The 20753-nt window shown below is 63.1% G+C and carries 14 protein-coding genes; 2 read left to right on the forward strand and 12 right to left on the reverse strand.

The window, feature by feature from the left end:
- Window positions 1-39: 39 nt before the first annotated feature.
- From Pan216_RS09420 to Pan216_RS09470, 11 genes are all read right to left on the reverse strand, one after another.
- Window positions 40-1176 carry a DUF4240 domain-containing protein gene (locus tag Pan216_RS09420; RefSeq protein ID WP_145257749.1) on the reverse strand — a complete coding sequence of 379 codons (1137 nt, stop codon included), beginning with the start codon at window positions 1174-1176 and terminating at the stop codon, window positions 40-42.
- Between the two features lie 1523 nt (window positions 1177-2699).
- Window positions 2700-4769, reverse strand: coding sequence for a trypsin-like peptidase domain-containing protein (locus tag Pan216_RS09425; protein ID WP_145257750.1), 2070 nt, complete (start codon window positions 4767-4769; stop codon window positions 2700-2702).
- Window positions 4766-5854 carry a S1C family serine protease gene (locus Pan216_RS09430; RefSeq protein ID WP_145257751.1) on the reverse strand — a complete coding sequence of 363 codons (1089 nt, stop codon included), beginning with the start codon at window positions 5852-5854 and terminating at the stop codon, window positions 4766-4768. The genes Pan216_RS09425 and Pan216_RS09430 overlap by 4 nt, the downstream gene beginning before the upstream one ends.
- Entirely contained in the window at window positions 5841-7511 is a 1671-nt protein-coding gene (locus Pan216_RS09435) for a S1C family serine protease (protein ID WP_145263811.1), read from the reverse strand. Before Pan216_RS09435 ends, Pan216_RS09430 begins: the two co-directional genes overlap by 14 nt.
- 1074 nt (window positions 7512-8585) lie before the next feature.
- The gene (locus tag Pan216_RS09440; RefSeq protein WP_419193452.1) at window positions 8586-9794 is read right to left on the reverse strand and encodes an NPCBM/NEW2 domain-containing protein; all 1209 of its coding nucleotides are present in this window, start codon (window positions 9792-9794) and stop codon (window positions 8586-8588) included.
- A 1-nt stretch (window position 9795) separates the two neighbouring features.
- On the reverse strand, window positions 9796-10827 hold the full coding sequence (locus Pan216_RS09445) for a hypothetical protein (protein ID WP_145257753.1): 1032 nt from the start codon (window positions 10825-10827) through the stop codon (window positions 9796-9798).
- The gene (locus Pan216_RS09450; RefSeq protein WP_145257754.1) at window positions 10827-12296 is read right to left on the reverse strand and encodes a hypothetical protein; all 1470 of its coding nucleotides are present in this window, start codon (window positions 12294-12296) and stop codon (window positions 10827-10829) included. Before Pan216_RS09450 ends, Pan216_RS09445 begins: the two co-directional genes overlap by 1 nt.
- A 44-nt stretch (window positions 12297-12340) precedes the next feature.
- On the reverse strand, window positions 12341-14482 hold the full coding sequence (locus tag Pan216_RS09455) for a hypothetical protein (protein ID WP_145257755.1): 2142 nt from the start codon (window positions 14480-14482) through the stop codon (window positions 12341-12343).
- Between the two features lie 161 nt (window positions 14483-14643).
- On the reverse strand, window positions 14644-15816 hold the full coding sequence (lpxB, locus tag Pan216_RS09460; RefSeq protein WP_145257756.1) for a lipid-A-disaccharide synthase: 1173 nt from the start codon (window positions 15814-15816) through the stop codon (window positions 14644-14646).
- Between the two features lie 252 nt (window positions 15817-16068).
- Window positions 16069-17103 (reverse strand): CHAD domain-containing protein, encoded by a 1035-nt coding sequence (locus Pan216_RS09465; RefSeq protein WP_145257757.1) that lies wholly within the window; start codon window positions 17101-17103, stop codon window positions 16069-16071.
- A gap of 477 nt (window positions 17104-17580) precedes the next feature.
- Window positions 17581-18033, reverse strand: a complete 453-nt coding sequence (locus Pan216_RS09470) for a hypothetical protein (RefSeq protein WP_145257758.1) — start codon at window positions 18031-18033, stop codon at window positions 17581-17583.
- 512 nt (window positions 18034-18545) lie between these two features.
- Between Pan216_RS09470 and Pan216_RS09475 the strand changes: the two genes are divergently transcribed.
- Window positions 18546-19043 carry a DUF2203 family protein gene (locus Pan216_RS09475; RefSeq protein ID WP_145257759.1) on the forward strand — a complete coding sequence of 166 codons (498 nt, stop codon included), beginning with the start codon at window positions 18546-18548 and terminating at the stop codon, window positions 19041-19043.
- A 419-nt stretch (window positions 19044-19462) separates the two neighbouring features.
- Here the strand turns inward: Pan216_RS09475 and Pan216_RS09480 are convergent, their stop codons facing one another.
- Window positions 19463-19708 carry a hypothetical protein gene (locus Pan216_RS09480; protein WP_145257760.1) on the reverse strand — a complete coding sequence of 82 codons (246 nt, stop codon included), beginning with the start codon at window positions 19706-19708 and terminating at the stop codon, window positions 19463-19465.
- A 349-nt stretch (window positions 19709-20057) separates the two neighbouring features.
- On the opposite strand from Pan216_RS09480, the gene nrdR reads away from it, so the two are divergent.
- Complete coding sequence (gene nrdR, locus Pan216_RS09485; RefSeq protein WP_145257761.1) at window positions 20058-20528, forward strand: transcriptional regulator NrdR; 471 nt, start codon at window positions 20058-20060, stop codon at window positions 20526-20528.
- Window positions 20529-20753: the final 225 nt, after the last annotated feature.

Consider the following 20753-nt stretch of genomic DNA (forward strand, 5'->3'; position numbering starts at 1 on the left):
CTCGGAAATGCATTGTTCCACGCAACGGGACATTCATCCTCACTGCCGCAGTCGCTTCCAGAGCTTCGGGAAACGCGCGGCAAGCTCTTGGTCGCTGCCGTAGGGACTCTCGCCCTTGGGAAAAGGGGAAAGGGACCGTTCTTCATCGCTTCCCAGGTAATGAAGCGGTGAGTAGTCGCTGTACCAGTGCTCGAGCGGCTCGGCGGTCGGATCGTACTCGCCGAGATAGTCGGGATCTCGGACGATCCGCGCGTACTGCCGCGGGCCCTGATAGATAGTCCAGCGGCGAAAGCTCAGAAAGGCGTCTTCGGAAACACAGCCGATGTTCGTCGCGGCGGCGTAGAGGTCCCAGTTGCACGTCTCTTCGAGACGAGCTCGAGACTCGCGGGCGAACGCTTGGGCTTCCTCGGGCGGACGACGTGATAGCTCGTCCTCGAGCCGTTTCTCGAAGTCTTCGAGAGTGCCGGTCTCTTCGATCAACTCGGCGATCAGGTTCCAGAAGCTGTCTCGACCGGTGATCGGTTCGGGCTCCAGTGTCGATTCCGCGAGCTTCCGGGCTTCGTCACTCGTGAGCTCAAAGCCCTCTTGCGAGAGCCGGCCGAGCAGCAACGCCTCGCCGATCGTATAGCCTGCCGCGACGCCCACGGAGTCCGAGCTGCCCAACAGCAACCGTGGCTCAGCCAGTTCCGCCAGGAGCTTGACCATGACTAAGCAGGCGTATGCGAAACAAAGGGGACGTTCGGCCGTCTCCTTGAGACGACCCTTCTTGCGGTGGGCCGCCTGGTAGATCTTCCAGAGGGCATCCGAACGGGCGTAGCAGTCGTCGGGGTGGTACTCGGCATCGCGGGCCCAGCGAAAAGCCGGGTCGTGGCCGCCAAATCGAGAGGACGCCGACAGATAGAGGTCGGCCGACTTGCTGCCGTGCTTGGTGTGGCAGAGACCGAACCATAGCCCTTTGACGGGGATCGTTGGTGGCTCTTCGGTGAAGCGATGTGTCAGCCACTTCTTCATCGGAGCGATTCGGTCGTAGGGGAGCTTGCGAAACTTCGCCCAGTCGGCGTGCGGATGATCCTTTTCCAGCTCATCAATCACCGCCCCCATCTTGGCCGCGATCTTTCCCTTCGTGCCAAGCTGCGACGCGACAAGCGGCAGTAGCACCGATCGGTCGAGGGACATGTGGGGGCTCCAGCGACTCAATGCCAATGAGTGACGAGCCAGACCGGGGCTGGCCGAAAGAAGGTGATCACAACAACCCGCAAGGCGACCCCCGGTTGATTCAACCGGGGCTGGCCAAGAGAAGGTGATCACGACAACCCGCAAGGCGACCCCCGGTTGATTCAACCGGGGCCGACGAAGTCGGCGAGAAGTCTCGCGCAAGACCCGCACCCGCCGGCAGTCATCCGTCCCCGGCGGTCATCCGTCCCCGGCGGTCATCCGTCCCCGGCGGTCATCCGTCCCCGGCGGTCATCCGTCCCCGGCGGTCAACCGTCCCCGGCAGTCAACCGTTCCCGGATGTTCAACCACCGCCCGCGACTTCTTGCGGCTGCGCCGCCCCGGTAGCACAGCAACCGGGGCTGGCCAAGAGAAGGTGATCACGACAACCCGCAAGGCGACCCCCGGTTGATTCAACCGGGGCCGACGAAGTCGGCGAGAAGTCTCGCGCAAAACCCGCACCCGCCGGCAGTCAACCGTCCCCGGCAGTCAACCGTCCCCGGCGGTCAACCGTCCCCGGACGTTCAACCGTCCCCGGACGTTCAACCGTCCCCGGCAGTCATCCGTCCGCGGCAGTCATCCGTCCGCGGCGGTCATCCGTCCCCGGCAGTCATCCGTCCCCGGCAGTCATCCGTCCCCGGCAGTCATCCGTCCCCGGCAGTCATCCGTCCCCGGACGTTCAACCACCGCCCGCGACTTCTTGCGGCTGCGCCGCCCCGGTAGCACAGCAACCGGGGCTGGCCAAGAGAAGGTGATCACGACAACCCGCAAGGCGACCCCCGGTTGATTCAACCGGGGCCGACGAAGTCGGCGAGAAGTCTCGCGCAAAACCCGCACCCGCCGGCAGTCAACCGTCCCCGGCAGTCAACCGTCCCCGGCAGTCATCCGTCCCCGGACGTTCAACCACCGCCCGCGACTTCTTGCGGCTGCGCCGCCCCGGTAGCACAGCAACCGGGGCTGGCCGAAAGAAGGTGATCACGACAACCCGCAAGGCGACCCCCGGTTGATTCAACCGGGGCCGACGAAGTCGGCGAGAAGTCTCGCGCAAGACCCGCACCCGCCGGCAGTCATCCGTCCCCGGCGGTCAACCGTCCCCGGCAGTCAACCGTCCCCGGACGTTCAACCACCGCCCGCGACTTCTTGCGGCTGCGCCGCCCCGGTAGCACAGCAACCGGGGCTGGCCAAGAGAAGGTGATCACGACAACCCGCAAGGCGACCCCCGGTTGATTCAACCGGGGCCGACGAAGTCGGCGAGAAGTCTCGCGCAAAACCCGCACCCGCCGGCGGTCATCCGTCCCCGGCAGTCATCCGTCCCCGGCGGTCATCCGTCCCCGGCAGTCAACCGTCCCCGGACGTTCAACCACCGCCCGCGACTTCTTGCGGCTGCGCCGCCCCGGTAGCACAGCAACCGGGGCTGGCCAAGAGAAGGTGATCACGACAACCCGCAAGGCGACCCCCGGTTGATTCAACCGGGGCCGACGAAGTCTCTACAACGCCCCGATCAACTCGCTCCAGCGGCCAATGCGCTGGCGTTCGTCAGCGGGGGGATAGGTCTTGGCGGTGGTGGTGCGCTCGCCACCGAGGACGGGATGCTTGGCTTTGCGCAATCGCTGGGCGGCTTGCTCGAAACCCGACTTCTTCGGGTTGTCGGTGCTCCAGCCGATCCAGTAGGCGAGCTTCTCGTCGGGGTGCGTTTCGGGAGAAGAAAGCCGACCTCCATCGAGAAGGACCAGTCCACCGACGCGGCGACGATTCGCGTTGACGAAGGCCTCAGCGACCGCTCCGGAATTGGTTCGACCAACGACGATCACTCGATCACGATTGATGGGGAATCGCTTCTCCAAGTCCTCGAGCAGCGTCGAGGCCCGCTCGAGATCCGAACGCTGCCACCTCTTCGCTTTAGGGCCAATCCCCGCAAGCAGCAGCCGATGCTTCTCGAGCACGGGCTTCCACCTCTCGGCCAGTTCTTTCGCCGTCGGATCGTCGGAGGCACGAAACGTGAACAGAACGCCCAGCGGTTCCTTGACAGCCGTCTTCGGCGCATAGCTCCACGCGGCATCGCGCTCGGCTTCGGAAGACTTCAACTCCCACTCCCCCGGGGCCAGCGGCGTCGATGGAACCTCCTCCGGCAACGCCAGCGGAAAACGCCCAAGCGTCAATGGCACCGCAAGCGTCTTCCCCTCGCGATCAACCGTCAGCTCCACCTTCCCCCCCGGTTGCACATCGTCGAAGACCTTCGCCAACGTGACGACATCGTTCGGCTCTCCCTTGTCCTTCCGGTTCTCCCCCTTGTCCAAGGGACCGTCCTTTTGCTCCCCCTTGTCCAAGGGTCCGTCCTTTTGCTCCCCCTTGTCCAAGGGGGAGTTAGAGGGGGGCTTCCCTGAAGGTTTCTTGGCTTGGGAGTTAGAAGAGGGCTCTTCCGAGTCGCTTGTCTTCACCTCCCCAATCACATCTCCCGCCCGCAGCCCCGCCGCTTCCGCCGGGCTCCCTGGGACGACACCCCGAACGCGAACTCCCGTCTTTGCGTGATCGACCAGCACCCCCGCATAGGGCCGCTCGTAGACAGGGAGCTTCGCCGCGAGCGGGACCTCGTGCGTTTGTCGCTTCCCGTCACGCTCGACGGTCAGCGTGACGACATCGTTGGCGTAGAGCGGCCTTAGGGCCTGGACGAGATGACCGTAGCGTTCGATCGTCTTGCCGTTGATCGCGAGGATGCGATCGCCGCGCTGGACCCCGAGCGACGCGATCGGCGAGTGCCACGCCACCCGGGAGATCGGCCCAAGCTCCGCGAGGCGGTTCTTGCCGCCAAAGGCGACGCCGAGGTAGCCCCGCTTGAGTTCATCCTTCTGAAAGCGGTCGAGACGCGAAAGGATCTCTTCGAAGGAGATCGCGAAGCCGATGCCCGAGTCGTACCACTCCAAGCCCGCTTCGACGCTGTCACCACCTGGCGAGAGGGGAACCAGCACGCCCAAGACGCGACCCTCGATGTCGACGAGCGGTCCGCCGTAGTTCGTCGGCGAGATCTTCGCGTCCGTTTGAATCGCACGGCCATCAAGGCGATCGACGGCGCTGACGATGCCGACGGAGATCGACGGCTCGGTATTGCTCCAGACCTTGCCCAACGCGATCGCCCACGCTCCGCTGGCGATCGCGTCTTTCGGCGCGGGCGTCGGCACCGGCAGTCCGGAGGCATCGACGTTGAGGAGCGTCAGCTTGCGGGTGTCGTCTTGAGCCACGACGCGGGCGGGGAACTTGCGACCATCGGCGAGCGAGACGATGATCCCCGCCGGGCGGTGGGCGAGATTGAAGGAGCTTGAGACGATCCAGCCATCAGCCCCGACGATGGTGCCGGTCGATGGTCCCAGTCCCTTGCGGACACGGCCGATTCGCTCCATGCCCGTGGTGGTCTCGATCCGCACGACCGAGGGAGCGACGTGCTGGACCGCTCTCGCGACCGCCTCGCGCGTGGCGGAAGTCTCGGGCGACTGACCCTGTGCTGTCAGTGGTATCGCGGCGAGAAGCAGCACGATCGCCGGAAGGGTTCGCGTCATCGTCATCGGCTGGTCCCCTCGGCCTTTTCCGCGAGTTCGACGGTCAGGAGCTTGTCGCCGCGCAGGAGGGTGATGGTGATCGGTTCGTCCTCCTCGAGCGAGCCGAGGACGGTTTGGAGATCGTTGAGGTCTTGAATGGTCCGATCGTTGACAAAGACGATTAGATCGTCGGCGCGAACGCCCGCCTGTTCCGCGACGGAGCCGGGGAGGACGCCGTCGACAAAGGGGGGCGTGCGGTCCAGGAGGTTCGGCAGAAGCTGGATACCGGCGGCCTTGAGGTCGTTTCGAGCGATGGTGGTATTGCGAGGACTGCCGGCCATGGGATCGGCGGTGGCGACGTCGATGGGGGCGGCGTTCTCGTCGCGCCGTTGCGACATCAAGGGCTGGGCGAAGGAGAAGAGGGTATCGCACGGGATCGCGTAGTGGACCCACGTCCGCGTCGCGGCCGACTGGACTTCCTTGCCGATCATGCCGAGCAGTCGCCCGCGCGGATCGGTGATCGCTCCGCCGGCGGCGCCCGGGTTGTTGGTCGTCGCGTCGAGGACGAGAACGCGTCCAGGGTAGCTAAACCGCTCGAAGCCCTGAAGGGCGCGGAGCTTGGCGACGGCGGCGATGACGCCGCGCTGCACGGTGGCGGCCTCGGCGCCGGCGGCGATGTTGAAACAGTTCGAGTACGCGAGGATCGGATCTCCCGCCCGCGTCCCGGAGGAGGCCCGAAGCTGCACGAAGGGAAGGTCCTCCGCCTCGACCTTCAGTAGCGCCAACTCCCGCGTCGAGTCGACACCGACGATGCGCGCCTCGATACGTCGGCCATTGTCGAGCACGACGAGCGGCTTGGCGCTTTCGAGTAGTGGGTTGAGCACGGTGAGGATGAAGCCGTCGGCGGAGACGAGGATGCCGCTGCCCTGCGACTCGATCCGCCCGAGGCCGCCGGCGCCGTAGAGCTTGACGACCGCGCGCAGCGTTTCGTGAACCCGGTCGGTGTCGGCGCTGAGCAGATCGGCGGAGCAGGGCAATGCCAAGAGCGGGACTGCCATCAGGGTGACGGCCCAGGCGACAGCGGTCGGGCGGGCTTGCTTACTTGACGTCAAATGTCACCTCCTTGACGCGGAACTCGCCGAGGGGGCCGCTCGAAATTTCCAGACGCCAGTCGTGGGGGAAGAGCTTGCCCTCGAGGCTTCGGTAGTTGTCGAGGGAGACGCGCACCGGGGCGAGTTCCGGGTCGATCTCGCACTCGAATGCCCGCAGTAGTTGGGTGTGGCGATCAAAGTACCACGTGGTCACGATCCCCGCGTGGTCGGTGCGGATCGCCAGCCACCGCGCGCCATCGCCCGAGGGGTAGCCGCCGACGAACGTCGCATCCTCGAACCAGCGTTCGGGGTTGATGAGCAGCCCACGCCACTGATCGAGCGCCACCAACAGGCCGACGAGCCCGTCGCCGCGAACCGCGTCGCGACCATGTTCGATCGCGTCGCTCCGCTGTGGGGAGTCCCAAAGGGCCGCTTTGTCGTCGAGGAGCAGCTTGGCCTCGGCGAGCTTCTGATCGAGGAGCGTCAGCCGCCACGTCTTGGTGTCGTCGGGTCGGGCCATCTTCTGTCGCAAGCCGGCGAGCAATCGTTCGCGTTGCAGGCGATTGAAGTATTCGTTGGCGAAGCCCGGTTTCTCCTCGATGAAGGGGCGGGCCTTCTCGGGAACGTCGGTCTTATCGGGAGCGATCTCGGGATGGCCGTCGGGGGTGGGCTTCTCCTTGGGAGCGATCATCTCCTCGAGTTGGCCGGGGCCGTGAACGCCGACGAGTCTGGGGTGGATCGTCTCCTTGCGATCGTCGCGGCGGTAGGTCAGCTCGACGGTCCAGCCGGAGGGGTAGATGCCCAGGACGTTTTTGAAGTCGTTGACGCTCGCGATGGCTCGGCCGCCGAAGCGAACGATCTCGTCCCCGACGTCGAGGCCTTGGCGGTAGGCGTCGGAGGAACTGAGGATGTTGTCGACGACGACGCGGCCTTCGGCGTCGCTGGTGACGGTCGCCCCGAGGGTGGCGTGGTCGATGATGAGGCCGCCGCGCAAGTGGTCGAGGAAGTGTTTGATTTGATTGATGGAGATCGCGAATCCGACGCCGACGCTGACGCGACCGCGCTTTTCGAACTGGCCCCGGCCGTTGATGCCGACGAGTTCTCCCGCGTCGTTGAAGAGGGGCCCGCCGCTATTGCCGGGATTGATCGCGGCGTCGGTCTGGATGCAGTCGGCGTACTCGAGCAGGGTGCCGGCGGGGTATTGGTAGCGTTGCAGCCCGCTGACGATGCCGGCGGTGACGGTCGGTTGGAAGTCGGTCGCGAGCAGGAAGGGATTGCCGACGGCGTAGACGGTCTCGCCCAGCCGGAGACGGTCGCTGTCGCCGATGGTGGCGACGGGAAAGTCGTCGGAGCCGAGGAGCTTGATCATCGCGACGTCGCCGACGGGGTCGATGCCGACAAGGACCGCGTCGTAGACCTTGCCGTCGGGGAGGCCGGCCTTCATCGCCATTCCACTGCCGCGGACGACGTGGAAGTTGGTCAGGACGTAGCCGTCGTTGGAGATCAGGACGCCTGAGCCGCCGCCGGCATCGTCCTTGCCGAAGACCGCGACCACCGCGGGCGTGATCCTCTTGATCATCGCGACCCGGCGGTTCTGTTCATCCAGGACGCTGGCGTCGGGTTTCGGCAGTGCTTGGGGCTCGGCTCCGAAGAGGCTCACGAGCAGGAGCAGGGACATCAAGGTTGGCGGTTCTCCGATGGGGGCTCAGTTGATTTCATGACGCCGGGGTGTCAACTTCCCCTCTCCGCGTAGGAGTGAGCCTCGTGTTCCCCTCTCCCTGTGGGAGAGAGCCTTTTGTTCCCCTCTCCCTGTGGGAGAGAGCCTTTTGTTCCCCTCTCCCTGTGGGAGTGAGCCTTTTGTTCCCCTCTCCCTGTGGGAGAGGGGCTAGGGGTGAGGGGGCCTCTCTTTGACTATCACCCTTGTTTTGCCGAGTCGGAAACTCCCTCACCCGGCTCACTGCGTTCGCCGACCTCTCCCCAAGGAGAGGTAAGGAGAGTCCACGTCGAGCGTTCCGCTCTCCGCGTGGGAGTGAGCCTCATGTTCCCCTCTCCCCGTGGGAGAGAGCCTTTTGTTCCCCTCTCCCTGTGGGAGAGTGAGCCTCATGTTCCCCTCTCCCTGTGGGAGAGTGAGCCTCATGTTCCCCTCTCCCTGTGGGAGAGTGAGCCTCATGTTCCCCTCTCCCTGTGGGAGAGGGGCTAGGGGTGAGGGGGCCTCTCTTTGACTATCACCCTTGTTCTGCCGAGTCGGAAACTCCCTCACCCGGCTCACTGCGTTCGCCGACCTCTCCCCAAGGAGAGGTAAGGAGAGTCCACATCGAGCGTTCCGCTCTCCCCGTGGGAGTGAGCCTTTTGTTCCCCTCTCCCTGTGGGAGAGTGAGCCTCATGTTCCCCTCTCCCTGTGGGAGAGTGAGCCTCATGTTCCCCTCTCCCTGTGGGAGAGTGAGCCTCATGTTCCCCTCTCCCTGTGGGAGAGGGGCTAGGGGTGAGGGGGCCTCTCTTTGACTATCACCCTTGTTCTGCCGAGTCGGAAACTCCCTCACCCGGCTCACTGCGTTCGCCGACCTCTCCCCAAGGAGAGGTAAGGAGAGTCCACGTCGAGCGTTCCGCTCTCCGCGTGGGAGAGAGCCTTTTGTTCCCCTCTCCCTGTGGGAGAGTGAGCCTCATGTTCCCCTCTCCCTGTGGGAGAGGTCATAGGAACCAGGGCCACCCAAGTCAGGGGAACAGTCCATGCGAGAAAAGATCGGATTGCTGTTCACTTCATGATCCGGGCGTTGCCGAAGACGACGTAGTCACCGACGTCGAGACCGAGGCCGAAGTCGACTTCCAACGTCATGCGCTGTTTGCCGGCGATCTCGACGGAGATGTTGACCGGCGCCTCGCCCGCTTTGATGCGCCACTCGCGAAGCTGACGACCGTCCAAGCCGACGCGGACCATCGCGTCTCCGAACGGGCCGGCACTCTCCTCGATCCCCAGGGCGGCCTCGAAGACGCGGTAGTCGCCGGTGACGTCGAATTCGAGCACGGTGCGTGAGTGAACCAGCAGTCCCTTGCCGAACGCTTGGCCGGCGACGCGGAGTGCCTCGCCGCGGGCATTCTGGTCACGATGCACCGGCCAGACGACATCGAAGAAGGGTGTGTGCTGCACGACTGTCGGGTCGAGGTCGGAGAGAAAGCGAATGCGATCGCCGGAGAAGTCGAGTCTCACCGTCCGCTCGAGGGGAAGCTCGACCGCGACTTCGGGGGCGATGGCGAAATGAAGTCGCCCCTCCCGAAAGGTCAACTCGCGGACCCGCCAGTGATTGCCATCCCGATCACGCAACGAAGCCTGCGACCGAACGTCAATCTCCGGTCCCTTTAAATAGACGGCATGCAGTCGCTCCTTGGGGACAGGGATCTCTTCCCCGTCGAGACTGAAGTGAAGGGCCTCCTCGTCGAGGGCGTTGACGCCTCCGGTGATCTCGTGGGAAACTCCTTCGCGGACGACGATCAAGGTATCGGCGTCGCGCTCGGCCAGGCCGCGACGTTGCCAGCGCGCGATCGCGTTGGTTCCTTCGCCAAAGAGCAGGGCGGCAATCAGTTCCCGCGGCACCCGAAGCGTCTGGCCGCTGGCGAGCGTGATCGTCGCTTCCTGATCGGCGAGGGCGAAGCGGGTGGCGCGGAGCCGTGATCCATCGGCGAGGAGGATCGTCGTCGGCTTGGCGGACTCCGGCGGGTCCATGGGCTCGGACGCCGCCGCGATGTCGGCCCCGATACGGTCGAGCGAGAGCAGATCGTGGGCGGGGAGTTGCTCCCGTTTCTCCTTGGTTTCAATCTCCACGACCTCGGCGTCGAGCCGGCGCAGTCGCCCCCGGAGAGAGCGTCCGTCGATGGTCGTGACTTGAACTTCGTCGGTGGGCGTCGAGGTTGTCGATTCGCTGGCGGGAGCCGCGAGCAGACAGGCAAGCGTGCAGAGTCTGAACATGTTACGGGGCATCCTCCTCGCGCGCCAAGCGACGGAAATACTCTTCAATGGCGTCCCGGTAGTGTCCGGGATAGTCGCGCCCGAGTTCCTGCATGATTCGCTGCCGTTCCTTGTCGGGAAGGTTTCCCCAGGAGTCGCCTTCCTTGAAACGGCGTTCGTTGACCTTGCCTTCGCCACTGGCTCCGGCTCGCTGACTGTCTTGCATGGGCGTGCCGGACGGCGCGCCGCCAGCGCTCGAGGAACTTTGCTGCTGTTGCCGCTGCTTCTCGAGATCCTCGATCAAGTTGTCGAGGCGATCCAAGACATCCTTCTCGATCGCTTGCACGCGCTTGCCCGTTCGACCGAGGGCCAAGCGACGCTTGACGTCCCGCATGTCGTGGGCGATCCCGTCGAGTGACTTCGGTTCGAGGCGATCGACGTTGGCGAGCATCGACTGGGCCATCGCTCGGTAGCGCAGCGGAACGTCCTCGATCCTGTCGAGCTGCCCGAGATCGCGTTTGGCATGCTCGGTCCGGTGAAGATAGTAGAGGCAGATGCCGCGTTGGAAATGGAGGGCCGCGGGATCGACGACCTCCTTGGGCTCGAGCTTATCGAGCAAGGTCAGCGCTTCGTCCAAACGCTGACTTCGGACCAACTCCCGCCCAGCGAAGAGTTTCAGTTGCTGGCCGAGGAACGGATCGCCGTCGACGCTGGCGAGCATCGAAGGGAGCGGAGCCGCTTGTTTCTGGAGCAAGCCGTCGAGCCAGGTTGCGACCTCTTGGTCGGATTCGAGGACCGAATAGCCGATCGCGTCGAGGGTGGGAAGGCTCGAGGACCACAGGGGTTCGAGGATCTCGTCGGCCTGTTGGGGCGAGGGGAACTTTTCGCGCAGGGCTTGCATCGTCTTCATTTGGGCCTCGGCACGGCTCATTGCCACCAGCGCCGGGGAATTGGTGTCGTTGTCGGGTTGCCTCTTCGCTGGTTCCGTGTCGTCGCCCAATGCGGGAAGGGCGATCCCCACCAACAGCACGAGGGAGGTTGTGTGTCTCTTCACTAGCGGGCTCCCGTCGCGATCTCGCGGCTGATCTTGCCGATACGTTCCTGACGTTCCGCGAGTTGCCGAACGGCGTCGACCATCTCTTCGCTGGTGGGTGGCTGTCCCTTGAGTTCCTCGCCGATCCGAGACGTTCGCTTGTTGACGCGGTATTGGAGCGTGCGAAGCATCCGCAGTTCCGCCAAGCGATTGATCAGGGCGGCGTTGGGGCCTCCTTGGCCGGGAGCTTGCCCTTGTCCCGACTTCGACTCGCGGAGTTGTTCGAGCTCCTCCTTGACCGCGGCGAGCATGTCTTGCAGGGCTTCGAGCACCGACTCCTCGAGCGTCTGGGTGAAGGAACTGGCATCGCCCCGCGCCAGACGGGTGACAACGAGTTTGGCGTCGTTGCGCGCTTCCTGAACCGCCTCGGGCATGGCGAAGGCCGATCCATCCTCCCGGAGGAGCATCAGGATCTGGTCGAGGCCGAGCACCACTTCCTGTTCGCGCTCGGAGAGGGCGATCGCTTTCTGCTCGCCGGTCTTGCTCTCCTTGACGGCGGCGTCCTTGTCGAGTTCGACCGTCTTTCGATTGAGGACTTGCTGCATGTCGATCAGTTTGTGCAGTCGTGACTCGAGCGAGGCGAGCATCTCGGTTCGCTCTTCCTCCCGGAGCTGGCGAAGGATCTCCTCGATCTTGCGGATCGCTTCCTTCAGGTCGCGGATCGCTTTGTCTTGATCTTCCGAGGCGGGGCCGCGCTGTTGCTGTTGGAGATGATCTTGGGCATCCTTCATCGCCTCGCGGGCTTGTTCGAGGCTTTTTTGAGGCGACGCCTTGCCGTCCTGTTGCGGGCCGCTCGATCCTTGGGGGCTTCCCTGCTGAGGGGGCGAGTCGGGACTCTCGGAGGGAGCCGACTTCGAGTCCGAGGGAGCGTTTTCCCCAGAGGCTTCGGCCTCCTTCGCGAGTCGTTCGGCTTCCCGCTTGAGTTCGCCCTGTTTGTCGGCGAGTCGCGTGGGCGCGTCGCCGCGTTGGTCGCGTTCGGTGGCGGAGCGAATCTGACGCTGTTGGCCGATGAGCTTGCGGACGTCCTTGGCCAACCGTTCGAGTCGCTGCTTCTCTTCGCGGAGGAGTTTGAGGCGATCCTGGGAGACTAAGAGCTCCAGCAGGGACGCCATGTCCTCTTGTAGGGCGCGTTGACGGTCGAGGGCCTTGCTGTACTGTTTTTCGTCGAGCGCCTTGGCGATGGCGTCGAACTCAAGGCCGATGAGATCCTTCTTCGACTTGGCGAACGCCTTCTTCAGGAGGGCGGAGCGTTCAGGATCGCCGTTGGCGAGGTGGTCGCCCATTCGCTCCAGAAGCGTTTCGAACTCCTCGAATCGCTCCGCGAGACGCGCTTGACGCTCAGCGAGGTCCTTCGGCTCACTCTGGGCGTTGGCGAACGACCCGAGCGAAAGGCATCCCATGCATGCGACCAACGCAAGCAAGCTTCGCAATGGCTTGTCCTTCTCTGCGGCCAACCTCGAACCGACGAGTTCCTCTACCTTAACAGATCGAGTACTCTTTTTTTCCTCTCTAGTCGCGTCTTTTCCGTCAGCTCCTCCTGGTCTTCGAGGATCTGTTTGAGCAAGGCGACGACTTCGTTGAAGCTTTCCATCTTCTCCATCGACTCGAGAATTGACCGCGCGGTCCTGATGAGTCGATCGAGATGCGCCTCGGCGACCTGGAGCGGTTCGGCGATATCGCCCTCGGGAGCGTCGCGCAGGCTGGCCAGGACGCTCTTACAGGCGGGGAAATCCTCTCCCGTCATCGCGTCGAGCGGGCGAATGATCCCGCTGGCGAGCCGCTGGCGCAGTGCGTCGGACTCGATGCGGTTGTTGTCGATCTCCAGCGCGATCTCGCGAAAGTCGCCGAGCACGCCGCCCACTTCATTCTCGCTCTTTCGCAGCCGATGCAAAATTCGCTCCACGTGCAGGCGGCGCCGGGTCGGCGTCGCGCTCTGCTCGTCGTGGAGTGGTTCGAGGCCCTCGCGTGCTTCAACCAACTCGCGGATGATCTGTTCAAATCGCTGCCGAAGGGCCAGTTCGCGTTGGGAGAGCAGCGAGAGGAGGTCCTCGGCGGTGACGACGCGAAACGGAAACGTCTCCGAAGTTCCGGTCTTGGGGCCGGTCAGCAAATCCCCGTCGGTCGCCTGGACGGAGAGGGAGAGGGTCTCGTTCGCGGAAAGATCGCGTTCGAGCAAATCGAAGACGCCGAGCACGCGAACTTTCCGGCTCAGGGGCTCGGCCATCGCGATGGGCACAAGCTCTTCCTCGGACGCAGACTCCTCGTTGGTCGGCTCGGAGGAAGCACTTTCGGAGCGTCCACGGCGAACGCGAAACGCGAGATCGGCGATCCCATGATCATCTTTGACACTTAGTCGAATGGGAAGACGGGCCCGTGGCGTCACCGAAGTGCCGATCCCCTCGGGACTCGCTTGAACATAGGGGGCTTCGTCGGGAACCGAGATGATGTCGATCGGAAAGGTCTCTTCGGGACCGATGCCGTCGATGTCCTCGTAGGTGATTCGAAGCGCGAGCGACTGCTCGACGGGAAAGCGGACCGAGAAGGTTCGCTCGTCGAGTCGTTCGATCGGCATCTCCTCTTCGCCGACGAGGCAGCGCATCGACTGAAGCGGCTTGTTGCAGCCGAGGGTAAGCGTCGCCTGGGTTCCGAACGGAAGTGGGATTTGGCCGCCAGTCAGCTCCGTTTCCCGCTCGCCGAGCCGAGTATGAGCGGGATAGTCGCTGTGAAGCGTGACCTTCTCAAGGACGGGAGCTTCCACGACGATCAACCGGAGATAGTCGGAGCTGTCGTCCCCGCCGCGAACCCAGAAAGTGATTGGTTCGAGTACGTCTTGAAAGACGTGGCGAAAGCGGTGCGAGCCGATCTTCGTCAGGTAGCTCGAGCCGCTGGTGCCGGACTCCCGCATCCAGAACTTCAGACGCACGCGTTCGGGGACGACGCCGTCGGGATCGGCGGCGAGGTTGAATTCGAAATCGCGTCCCTTGGCCACTTTGGCGGTCCCATCCTCGAAGTGGTCGAACAGCAGGTGTGTCGCGCGGGGATAGCGGATCGGTCGCAGTAGGGCGACGCGCTCGAACCACGTCGATGCTGTCACCGGGAAGGTAGACACCAGTGTCAACGTGATCGCGAGGGCGGCAAGGAGCAAAAGCCCGTGCCGCCAAACGTTGCTGATACGGAGGATCCTTCGCATGGAAAACCCCTCGAGTCGCTCATTGGCCTGCATGGTGGCCTCGACGACGAAGGGATCGGAGAAGGGGTGCGGTCCATTGAGCAATTCGATGGCGGTCACGAGGCGATCGCCCAACTCCGGGAGTCGTCGCTCCAGGAGCATCGCGAGTTGCCGGTCATTCGGACGGGCGAGGAGCCGAGCGACGACGTAGCGGAAGGTCAGCCAGACGATGGCGCCGAGGCCGAACGCAAGCAGGACCACGCGCGTGGGGAGATCGGGTTCGAAGCCAAAGTCGACGACGAGGCTAAGCCAGCCAACCAGCACGATCCCGAGAGCGGCCAGGGCGATGCCGTCGAAGGTGGCGACCGTCACCAGCCAGAAGCGAACGCGCCGCAGTGCGTAGCGGATGGCCCAGGGTAGCCCGCGTTGAAAGGATTCGCTCGTCATGGAGGGTAGGTTTCACTCCCGTCGTTTCTCGCCTCGCCGTTCTATGGCAACCTGAGCGTAACGGTTTTGGCGAGGTTCGGGGAGAGACTTCGTCGGGGAAAAGTCGGTCGACGGGGAAACGCGAGCCCAGAGGCCCGCGGGCGTCCTGAGTCGGTCTTCGGTCAAGCGGCTTGGGAGAGATCCTCGGCAATGCTGCCATGGATCATCTGGGCGGCGCGATATGTGGCCCCGGGCTGGGCGTGCTTCGACTTCAACTGTTCGAGCTCCAACCGGAGTTGTTCCCGTTTCTCCTTGTCGCTTAGCCAACCACAAACCGTTTCTGCGACTTGAGTTGAGAGGTCACGCCAGCCGACGCACTCGGGGAAGAGTTCGCGATTGGCGATCAAGTTGACCAGCGTGATGTACGGAACCCTCAGGAATTGGCTCCGTAGCGCGTCGTAGAGCGGATTGAGGTGATAGATGATCGTCGTCGGGACGCAGTGGTAGAGCAATTCCAGACTGACGGAACCGGAGACCGACACGGCAGCATCGGCGAGCTGGATGATCTCGGGCGTGCGGCCGACGTGGACCTCGATATTCAGCCCGCTGCGGGCGATCGCCTTTTCGAGCATCGGGCGCTGTTTTTCCTTGAAACCGGCCACTAAGAAGCGCGAATTGGGCACGTTCTCGGCAATTTTTCGCGCGGATCGGACCAAAGTGATCACATTTTGATGCACTTCACGTGTCCGCGACCCAGGTAAGAGCGCCACGACTTTGCGCAGATCCCGACCGCGCTGGTTCTCGAGAAAGGCGTCGTCGAGTCGACGCTGGGTCAGCTCGTCGAAGTAGGGGTGCCCGACGTACTCGGCGCCGTGGACGCCCCGTTTGCGAAACCAGGTCTCCTCGAAGGGGAGGCAGCAATAGACCCGGTCGACGTTTGCCCGCATCCGCCGGACGCGCCAGGTCGCCCAAGCCCAGATCTGTGGTGGGCAGTAGTAGTGAACGGGGATGTCGAGTTGCTTGGCGATCTTCGCGACCTGCCAGTTGAATCCTGGGTAATCGACGAGAATCACCACGTCGGGACGCCAGCTCGCGAGATGTTGTTTGGTTTGGCCAAGGAGCCGCAAGATCAGGGGCAGGGCCTTGACGACGCCGCCAATGCCCATGATCGCTTGATCGGCGAGCTTGTAGAGCAACTCGCAGCCGGCACGCTCCATGAGGTCGCCGCCGAAGCCGGAACACTCCGCTTGAGGGTCGAGGGCCTGGAGGGCCGCGATCAGATTCGCGGCGTGAAGATCGCCACTCGGTTCGCCCACCGAGAAGAAGTAACGCACGGCGTCCTTGCCTTTCGTCATCGCCGACCTTGAGAACGCTTGAGGATGGAGCGGCTCCGGGTCACGGCGGGGAAGCGGGAGCACACCCAAGCCGGTGCGAGCCCGCGGTTGGAAGGAGTCGGCGACCCGTCGTCGGGCCACATCGGGCAGGTGGTTCCCTAAGTCTTTTGGTAGACTTGGCTTCCTGCGGGTAACCGGCCTCGCAACTCCCCAGTGGTTCGGCCGGTTGGCTCCCAGACAGTCGTCGGCGCTGACGTTAGTTGGTCGATCGTTTTAGGACAAGACTTCTCTTGGCCTACCGGCGCGCTGTTTTGGCGACGATTTCTCGCGTGCGGGATGTTTGACGCCGTTGGTGCCGCGTCTCTCGACGATCTGGCGGAAGACCTGGCGATATTGGTCGCCCATCTCCAGGGCCCAGTACTCGTCAAACGCCTTGGCGTCGTCCTCGAGCCGCTGGCGATATCGCTCGATGAGCCGGGTCAGGCCCCGCTTGAAGCGTTTGTCCTCGTCGGTGCGTTCCTTGCGCTTCTTCTGGTCGATCTGTTCGGCGAGCCGTTCGAAACGGATCAGGAAGGTGTGGTCGTCGTTGACCGCCCCGAGGTAGTCCTGCATCTTCTTAACCGGAGCGTAGAGCTTTTCCTGGTCGGTCGGTTCGAAGCAGCCCTCGAAGAGTTCCAACGCGTAGCGGAATCCCTTGCCGGCAATCCGGACGCGGTGCAACTCCTCGAAATCCTCCTGATGTTCGTGGGCTCGTCTCTCGCGGCGGTAGAGCTCCGAGACGTCGTCACGCAACGAGTGCTTGGCGAGTTGGCCGAGCGTTTGCTTGCTCGGTTGCTTGGGGAAATCCCCAAACTGCTTTTCGCACCACCTCCAGAATCCCTTCTCCTCCAGCTCCGCGAGGGCCTTGCGCAGCTTCTCGTACGCGGTGACGCGCTCGTTGGTCGAGCGTTCCGAGAGGACTTCCAACGTGTACGACTCGACGTCGGTCACTTCCTGGGTGAGCTTCTCGAGATCGAGAATCATCACGTCGAGGTCACGGGCGTCGCCGGCCGATCGGCGCAGTCCAGCCAAGCGCCGCTTCAGCTTACGGACCGATTTTTCGGGGAGGAACTTCTCGAAAACGCGCAGCGCCGCCACCGTTCGCCGTGTGAAGACACGCAATTGATGGACGTCCTCGACCTCGGCCTCGGAGGCGTCGCGGATTCGATGCGCGTAGTGAGCCACCGTCGCAAGATACTGCCCGACGGCGCGATACGCCGCTCCCGTGGCTGATGATTCGGCTGCCAATCCCGCTAGTCGTTTCGACACTCGTGCTCCTCAATCTCTCCGCGCGTGATCCGTTCGCTGGACCAATGGTTGCATCTTGAATCCTGGGGTACCCTCGTCAACGTGGGCACGTCCCTTCATCGGTGGGCGGGTACAAACTGCCCTTCCTGGGCTTCCTAGGCTTCCCATGTTGGCGTAGGCCGTCGCGATCCCGCATCACCTCTGATACGTTGTCTTCACACATTTATCATAACCGATTGGTCAACGAGATAGCGACTCCTGTTTCGGACGATGGGAGGCGAATTCCAAGAGACTGGCCCTGCGTTCGCCATTTGGGGACCGCTGGGAGCCTCAGCCGTCCCCCCATGACCAAGGGGAGAAAGAGGGGGGTCGCTGTCTTCTGTCTTTTGCCTGGTTTGCCAATTGAGTGGGGATAAAGGAGAGACCCCCACGAACTTCCCCGTTGGACAAGGTGGAGAGAGACCGGCTCGACGAGGGGAAGAGGAAGGAGTGGCTCCCTCAAGCGTCAGGTTCTTTGACACCGTCGAGGCGGAAGGACTGGGCGAGGAACTCGAAGGCCGCTCGGCCCATCTCGGCCTCTTTCTCCATCGTTTGAACCATCACGAAGAAGGTCGTCTCGTCCCACGTCCAACTCTGGATCAGGCAGGTCGTCAGGACGTCGATGCTGAAGAAGAGGACCTCGAAACCGCGGGCTTGAGGATGGGCCTTCGACTCGAGTTCTTCCAACTCGAGGGAGGGGTGCTCCTCGCGCAGCGACTCGATGGCGTTCTCGACCACCGCCTCGGGGGCGATCGAGCTGTCGTAGAGGCCGACAACCGCGAAGGTGACCCCGTCACTTTGCAGGACGATCGAGGTTCCCTCGTCTGACTCTTCCACCTCCTTGCTCCAAGCTAGCGGATAGCGGAAAGTGTAGCCTCGAGCGCCGCACGTTTCGAAGACCCGATCTGCCATGTGTCCCCCGATAAGGTCGATTGTGCCAAGTCTCTTTCAGGGTAGGGCTTTCGACGCACCGTGGCTCGAAGACTGGACTCGAGGCGGCTCGGTGCAACAATCGTTGTTGTGAGGGGAACCGAACACAGCTTGACCCATTTCCTTTGATGTGATCCCTTACCGACCGATCGACGCGAGTCGACTCGGGTCTTCTCCGAGGAGGGGGGCGACCTGCCAATGAGTCTTCGGTCGATCACTCATGGACGATCCGCGGCGCCAACAAAGACGACGCTTCAACTCGTAATAAGGGGCGAAAGTCAACTGAATGACTTCGGCCTACGAGGATGAAATGGGCCGCAGCGATCAAGAGGGGTTCATTGATTGTCATGGCTCTTTGGCCTGAACGGCTGAGGAGGCGAGAGGCAAGCCCTCGGGATCGTGTTTTCTGGCACGGATGCCACTAACGAACCGTTGCTTGACGTATTGTTAGTGTAACGAGGCGCTGTCCTCGTCACGTGCCTAGGGGAACAGCCATGAGTATGCCAGCCTTTGAAGAATCGTCGCGCGTCCGTCGTTCGCGTCGCACTCCCAAGAAGATCTTCGATCTCTCCTCGGCGCGTCGCACCTTGCCGTTGGTCGGCCACATCGTCGCCGAAGCGGTCGAGGTCCGCACCCGATGGATCCACAATCGTCGTGAAGCCGACAAGCTTCAGGCGCTGCGGACCAGCGACTGGAACGTTCGCAAGGACATCTACCGACTCGGTGATGAGATCAAACGTGACGAAGCTCGTCACGAAGCCCTCGAGCAAGAGCTGTTCGACCTGGGCGTCGTCCTGATGGACGATATCCGCGGGCTCGCCGGTTTCCCGACCATCGTCAACGGGAGCTTGGCGTACTTGGTCTTCCAGCACGAACTCGAGGATATTCGTAGCTGGCGTTATCGCGACCAAGAGAAGCTTCGTCCGATTCCCCAAGAGTGGGATGCGGAAACGCCCCTCCTCTTTGAAAATTCCGAAGGGCTTCTCGTCTAGCGGCCGCCAACGCTCCCGTTGGAGATCCGCGAACCTTCAAGCAACGTGACGAGAACATCCATGAAGAGGCGCCTTGGCTTTGGCGCCTCGCTTCATTTCTTGAACCATTCCCAGTCGGTTCCGCGTGCGGGGACCATCGCTTCCAAGAGTCGTTTCCAGATGACTCGGGTGCCGCTGGCCGCGTATCCGCCCGTGCCAAAGGGTCGACGTTCCGCCAACTCATCCAGCAGGTTGAATCGACGCCGCGTGTCCTGATGGCCAAGTGCGTTTCGTGAAGCCTCGTCCGCTCTTCGTGCGGGCGTCTGTAAGAGGCCGGACGTTTCCCTCATGCCCACGGCGAGGGTGGGCATCGCACCGAAGAAGCTATCGAAGAGGCCATCCAAGAAGCCAAACGGCGACGAATGGATCAATCAAGCGTGCTAGCGAGTCGATTGCAGTTCGTTCTTGCCGGCGCGCGGGAAGGAGAGGTGAGTGCTTCTCTTGATCTCGTCGACGCGTCGAGCGACTTCCGCGTCCCAAGGGGTTCGCGGCACCTCTTGCTTCTCGAGTTCCTCGAGCATCTCGAGGCTATCGATGAGTAGGCCGGCGAGGGCGGCTCGATCTTCCTCGGTGAGCCTTAGAGCGAGATCGAACACTTCGTGCGCCGGTGGTGAATTCTCGTTCATCGTGACATCTCCTCTTAATCGCACCGTCAACGGTACCAGTCATTGGGGGTTTTCGTCAACCGCGTCCGGGGCGTCGGGGGATCGGGAGGACCGGTCGCAAGATTTCACGAGACATCATCTGCGAATGGCGCGCCTTTACGTCAAATTGCCCTCGAGCCGACCATTCGGACGCCGCATGCCCCTCGCGATGCCCGAGCCTTCATCAACCACGCACGCGTTTCAGGCAATCCGTCGGTTGGCCCCTCTCCCCGCGCCCGATATAATTGCCCGATCATGGAACTCGACTGACGCGCGAAACTTGTCGCGCCTCGGTGCCCAGGGCTCGCCAGGATGGGGCGGTTCGCGAACGATGAAATGCCCTTTTTGTCAAGGATCGAACACGCGCGTGATCGACTCGCGCACGTGTCGCGAAGGGTTCGCGATCCGGCGTCGCCGTCTGTGCGAGGGTTGCGACAACCGCTTCACGACCTACGAGCAGATTGACGAGACGCCCGTCGTCGTCGTGAAGAAGGATCAGTCGCGCGTTCCCTTCAACCGCGAGAAACTCCGCGTCGGCGTCGAGAAGGCCTGTTACAAACGCCCCATCAGTCCCGAACAGGTCGAGGAGCTTGCCGCCCGCATCGAAGCGACGATCCTCGCCCGCGGCGAGACCGAAGTTCAGTCAACCAACGTCGGTGAATTGGCGATGGAAGAGCTCAGGCAACTCGATCAAGTCGCCTACGTCCGCTTCGCCTCGGTCTACCGGGAGTTCAAGGACATCAACGACTTCGAGGCCGAGATCAAGCCGCTGCTGGAGAAACTGGTGAAGAAGCCGGACTAGCCGTGTTTCGATATGGCAATCGGTGGTATGCAAGGCGGATGCTCGCCGCTTGACCGACTTGTGGAACTCCGATAACGGGCCCCAGGCGCGGTTGCGAGCGAAGGGACTTCTCCCCGAGAACGCCGGCCGAAGACCTTTCGCGAACGAGATGGGTGCTCGAGAGGGAGGGATGTTCCGTACGCGGAACCTTGGACTCCTTCTGGTTGATAGCTCGAGGGGCGTGAC

The organism is Kolteria novifilia, assembly GCA_007748055.1.
Classification (GTDB): Bacteria; Planctomycetota; Planctomycetia; order Kolteriales; family Kolteriaceae; genus Kolteria; species Kolteria novifilia.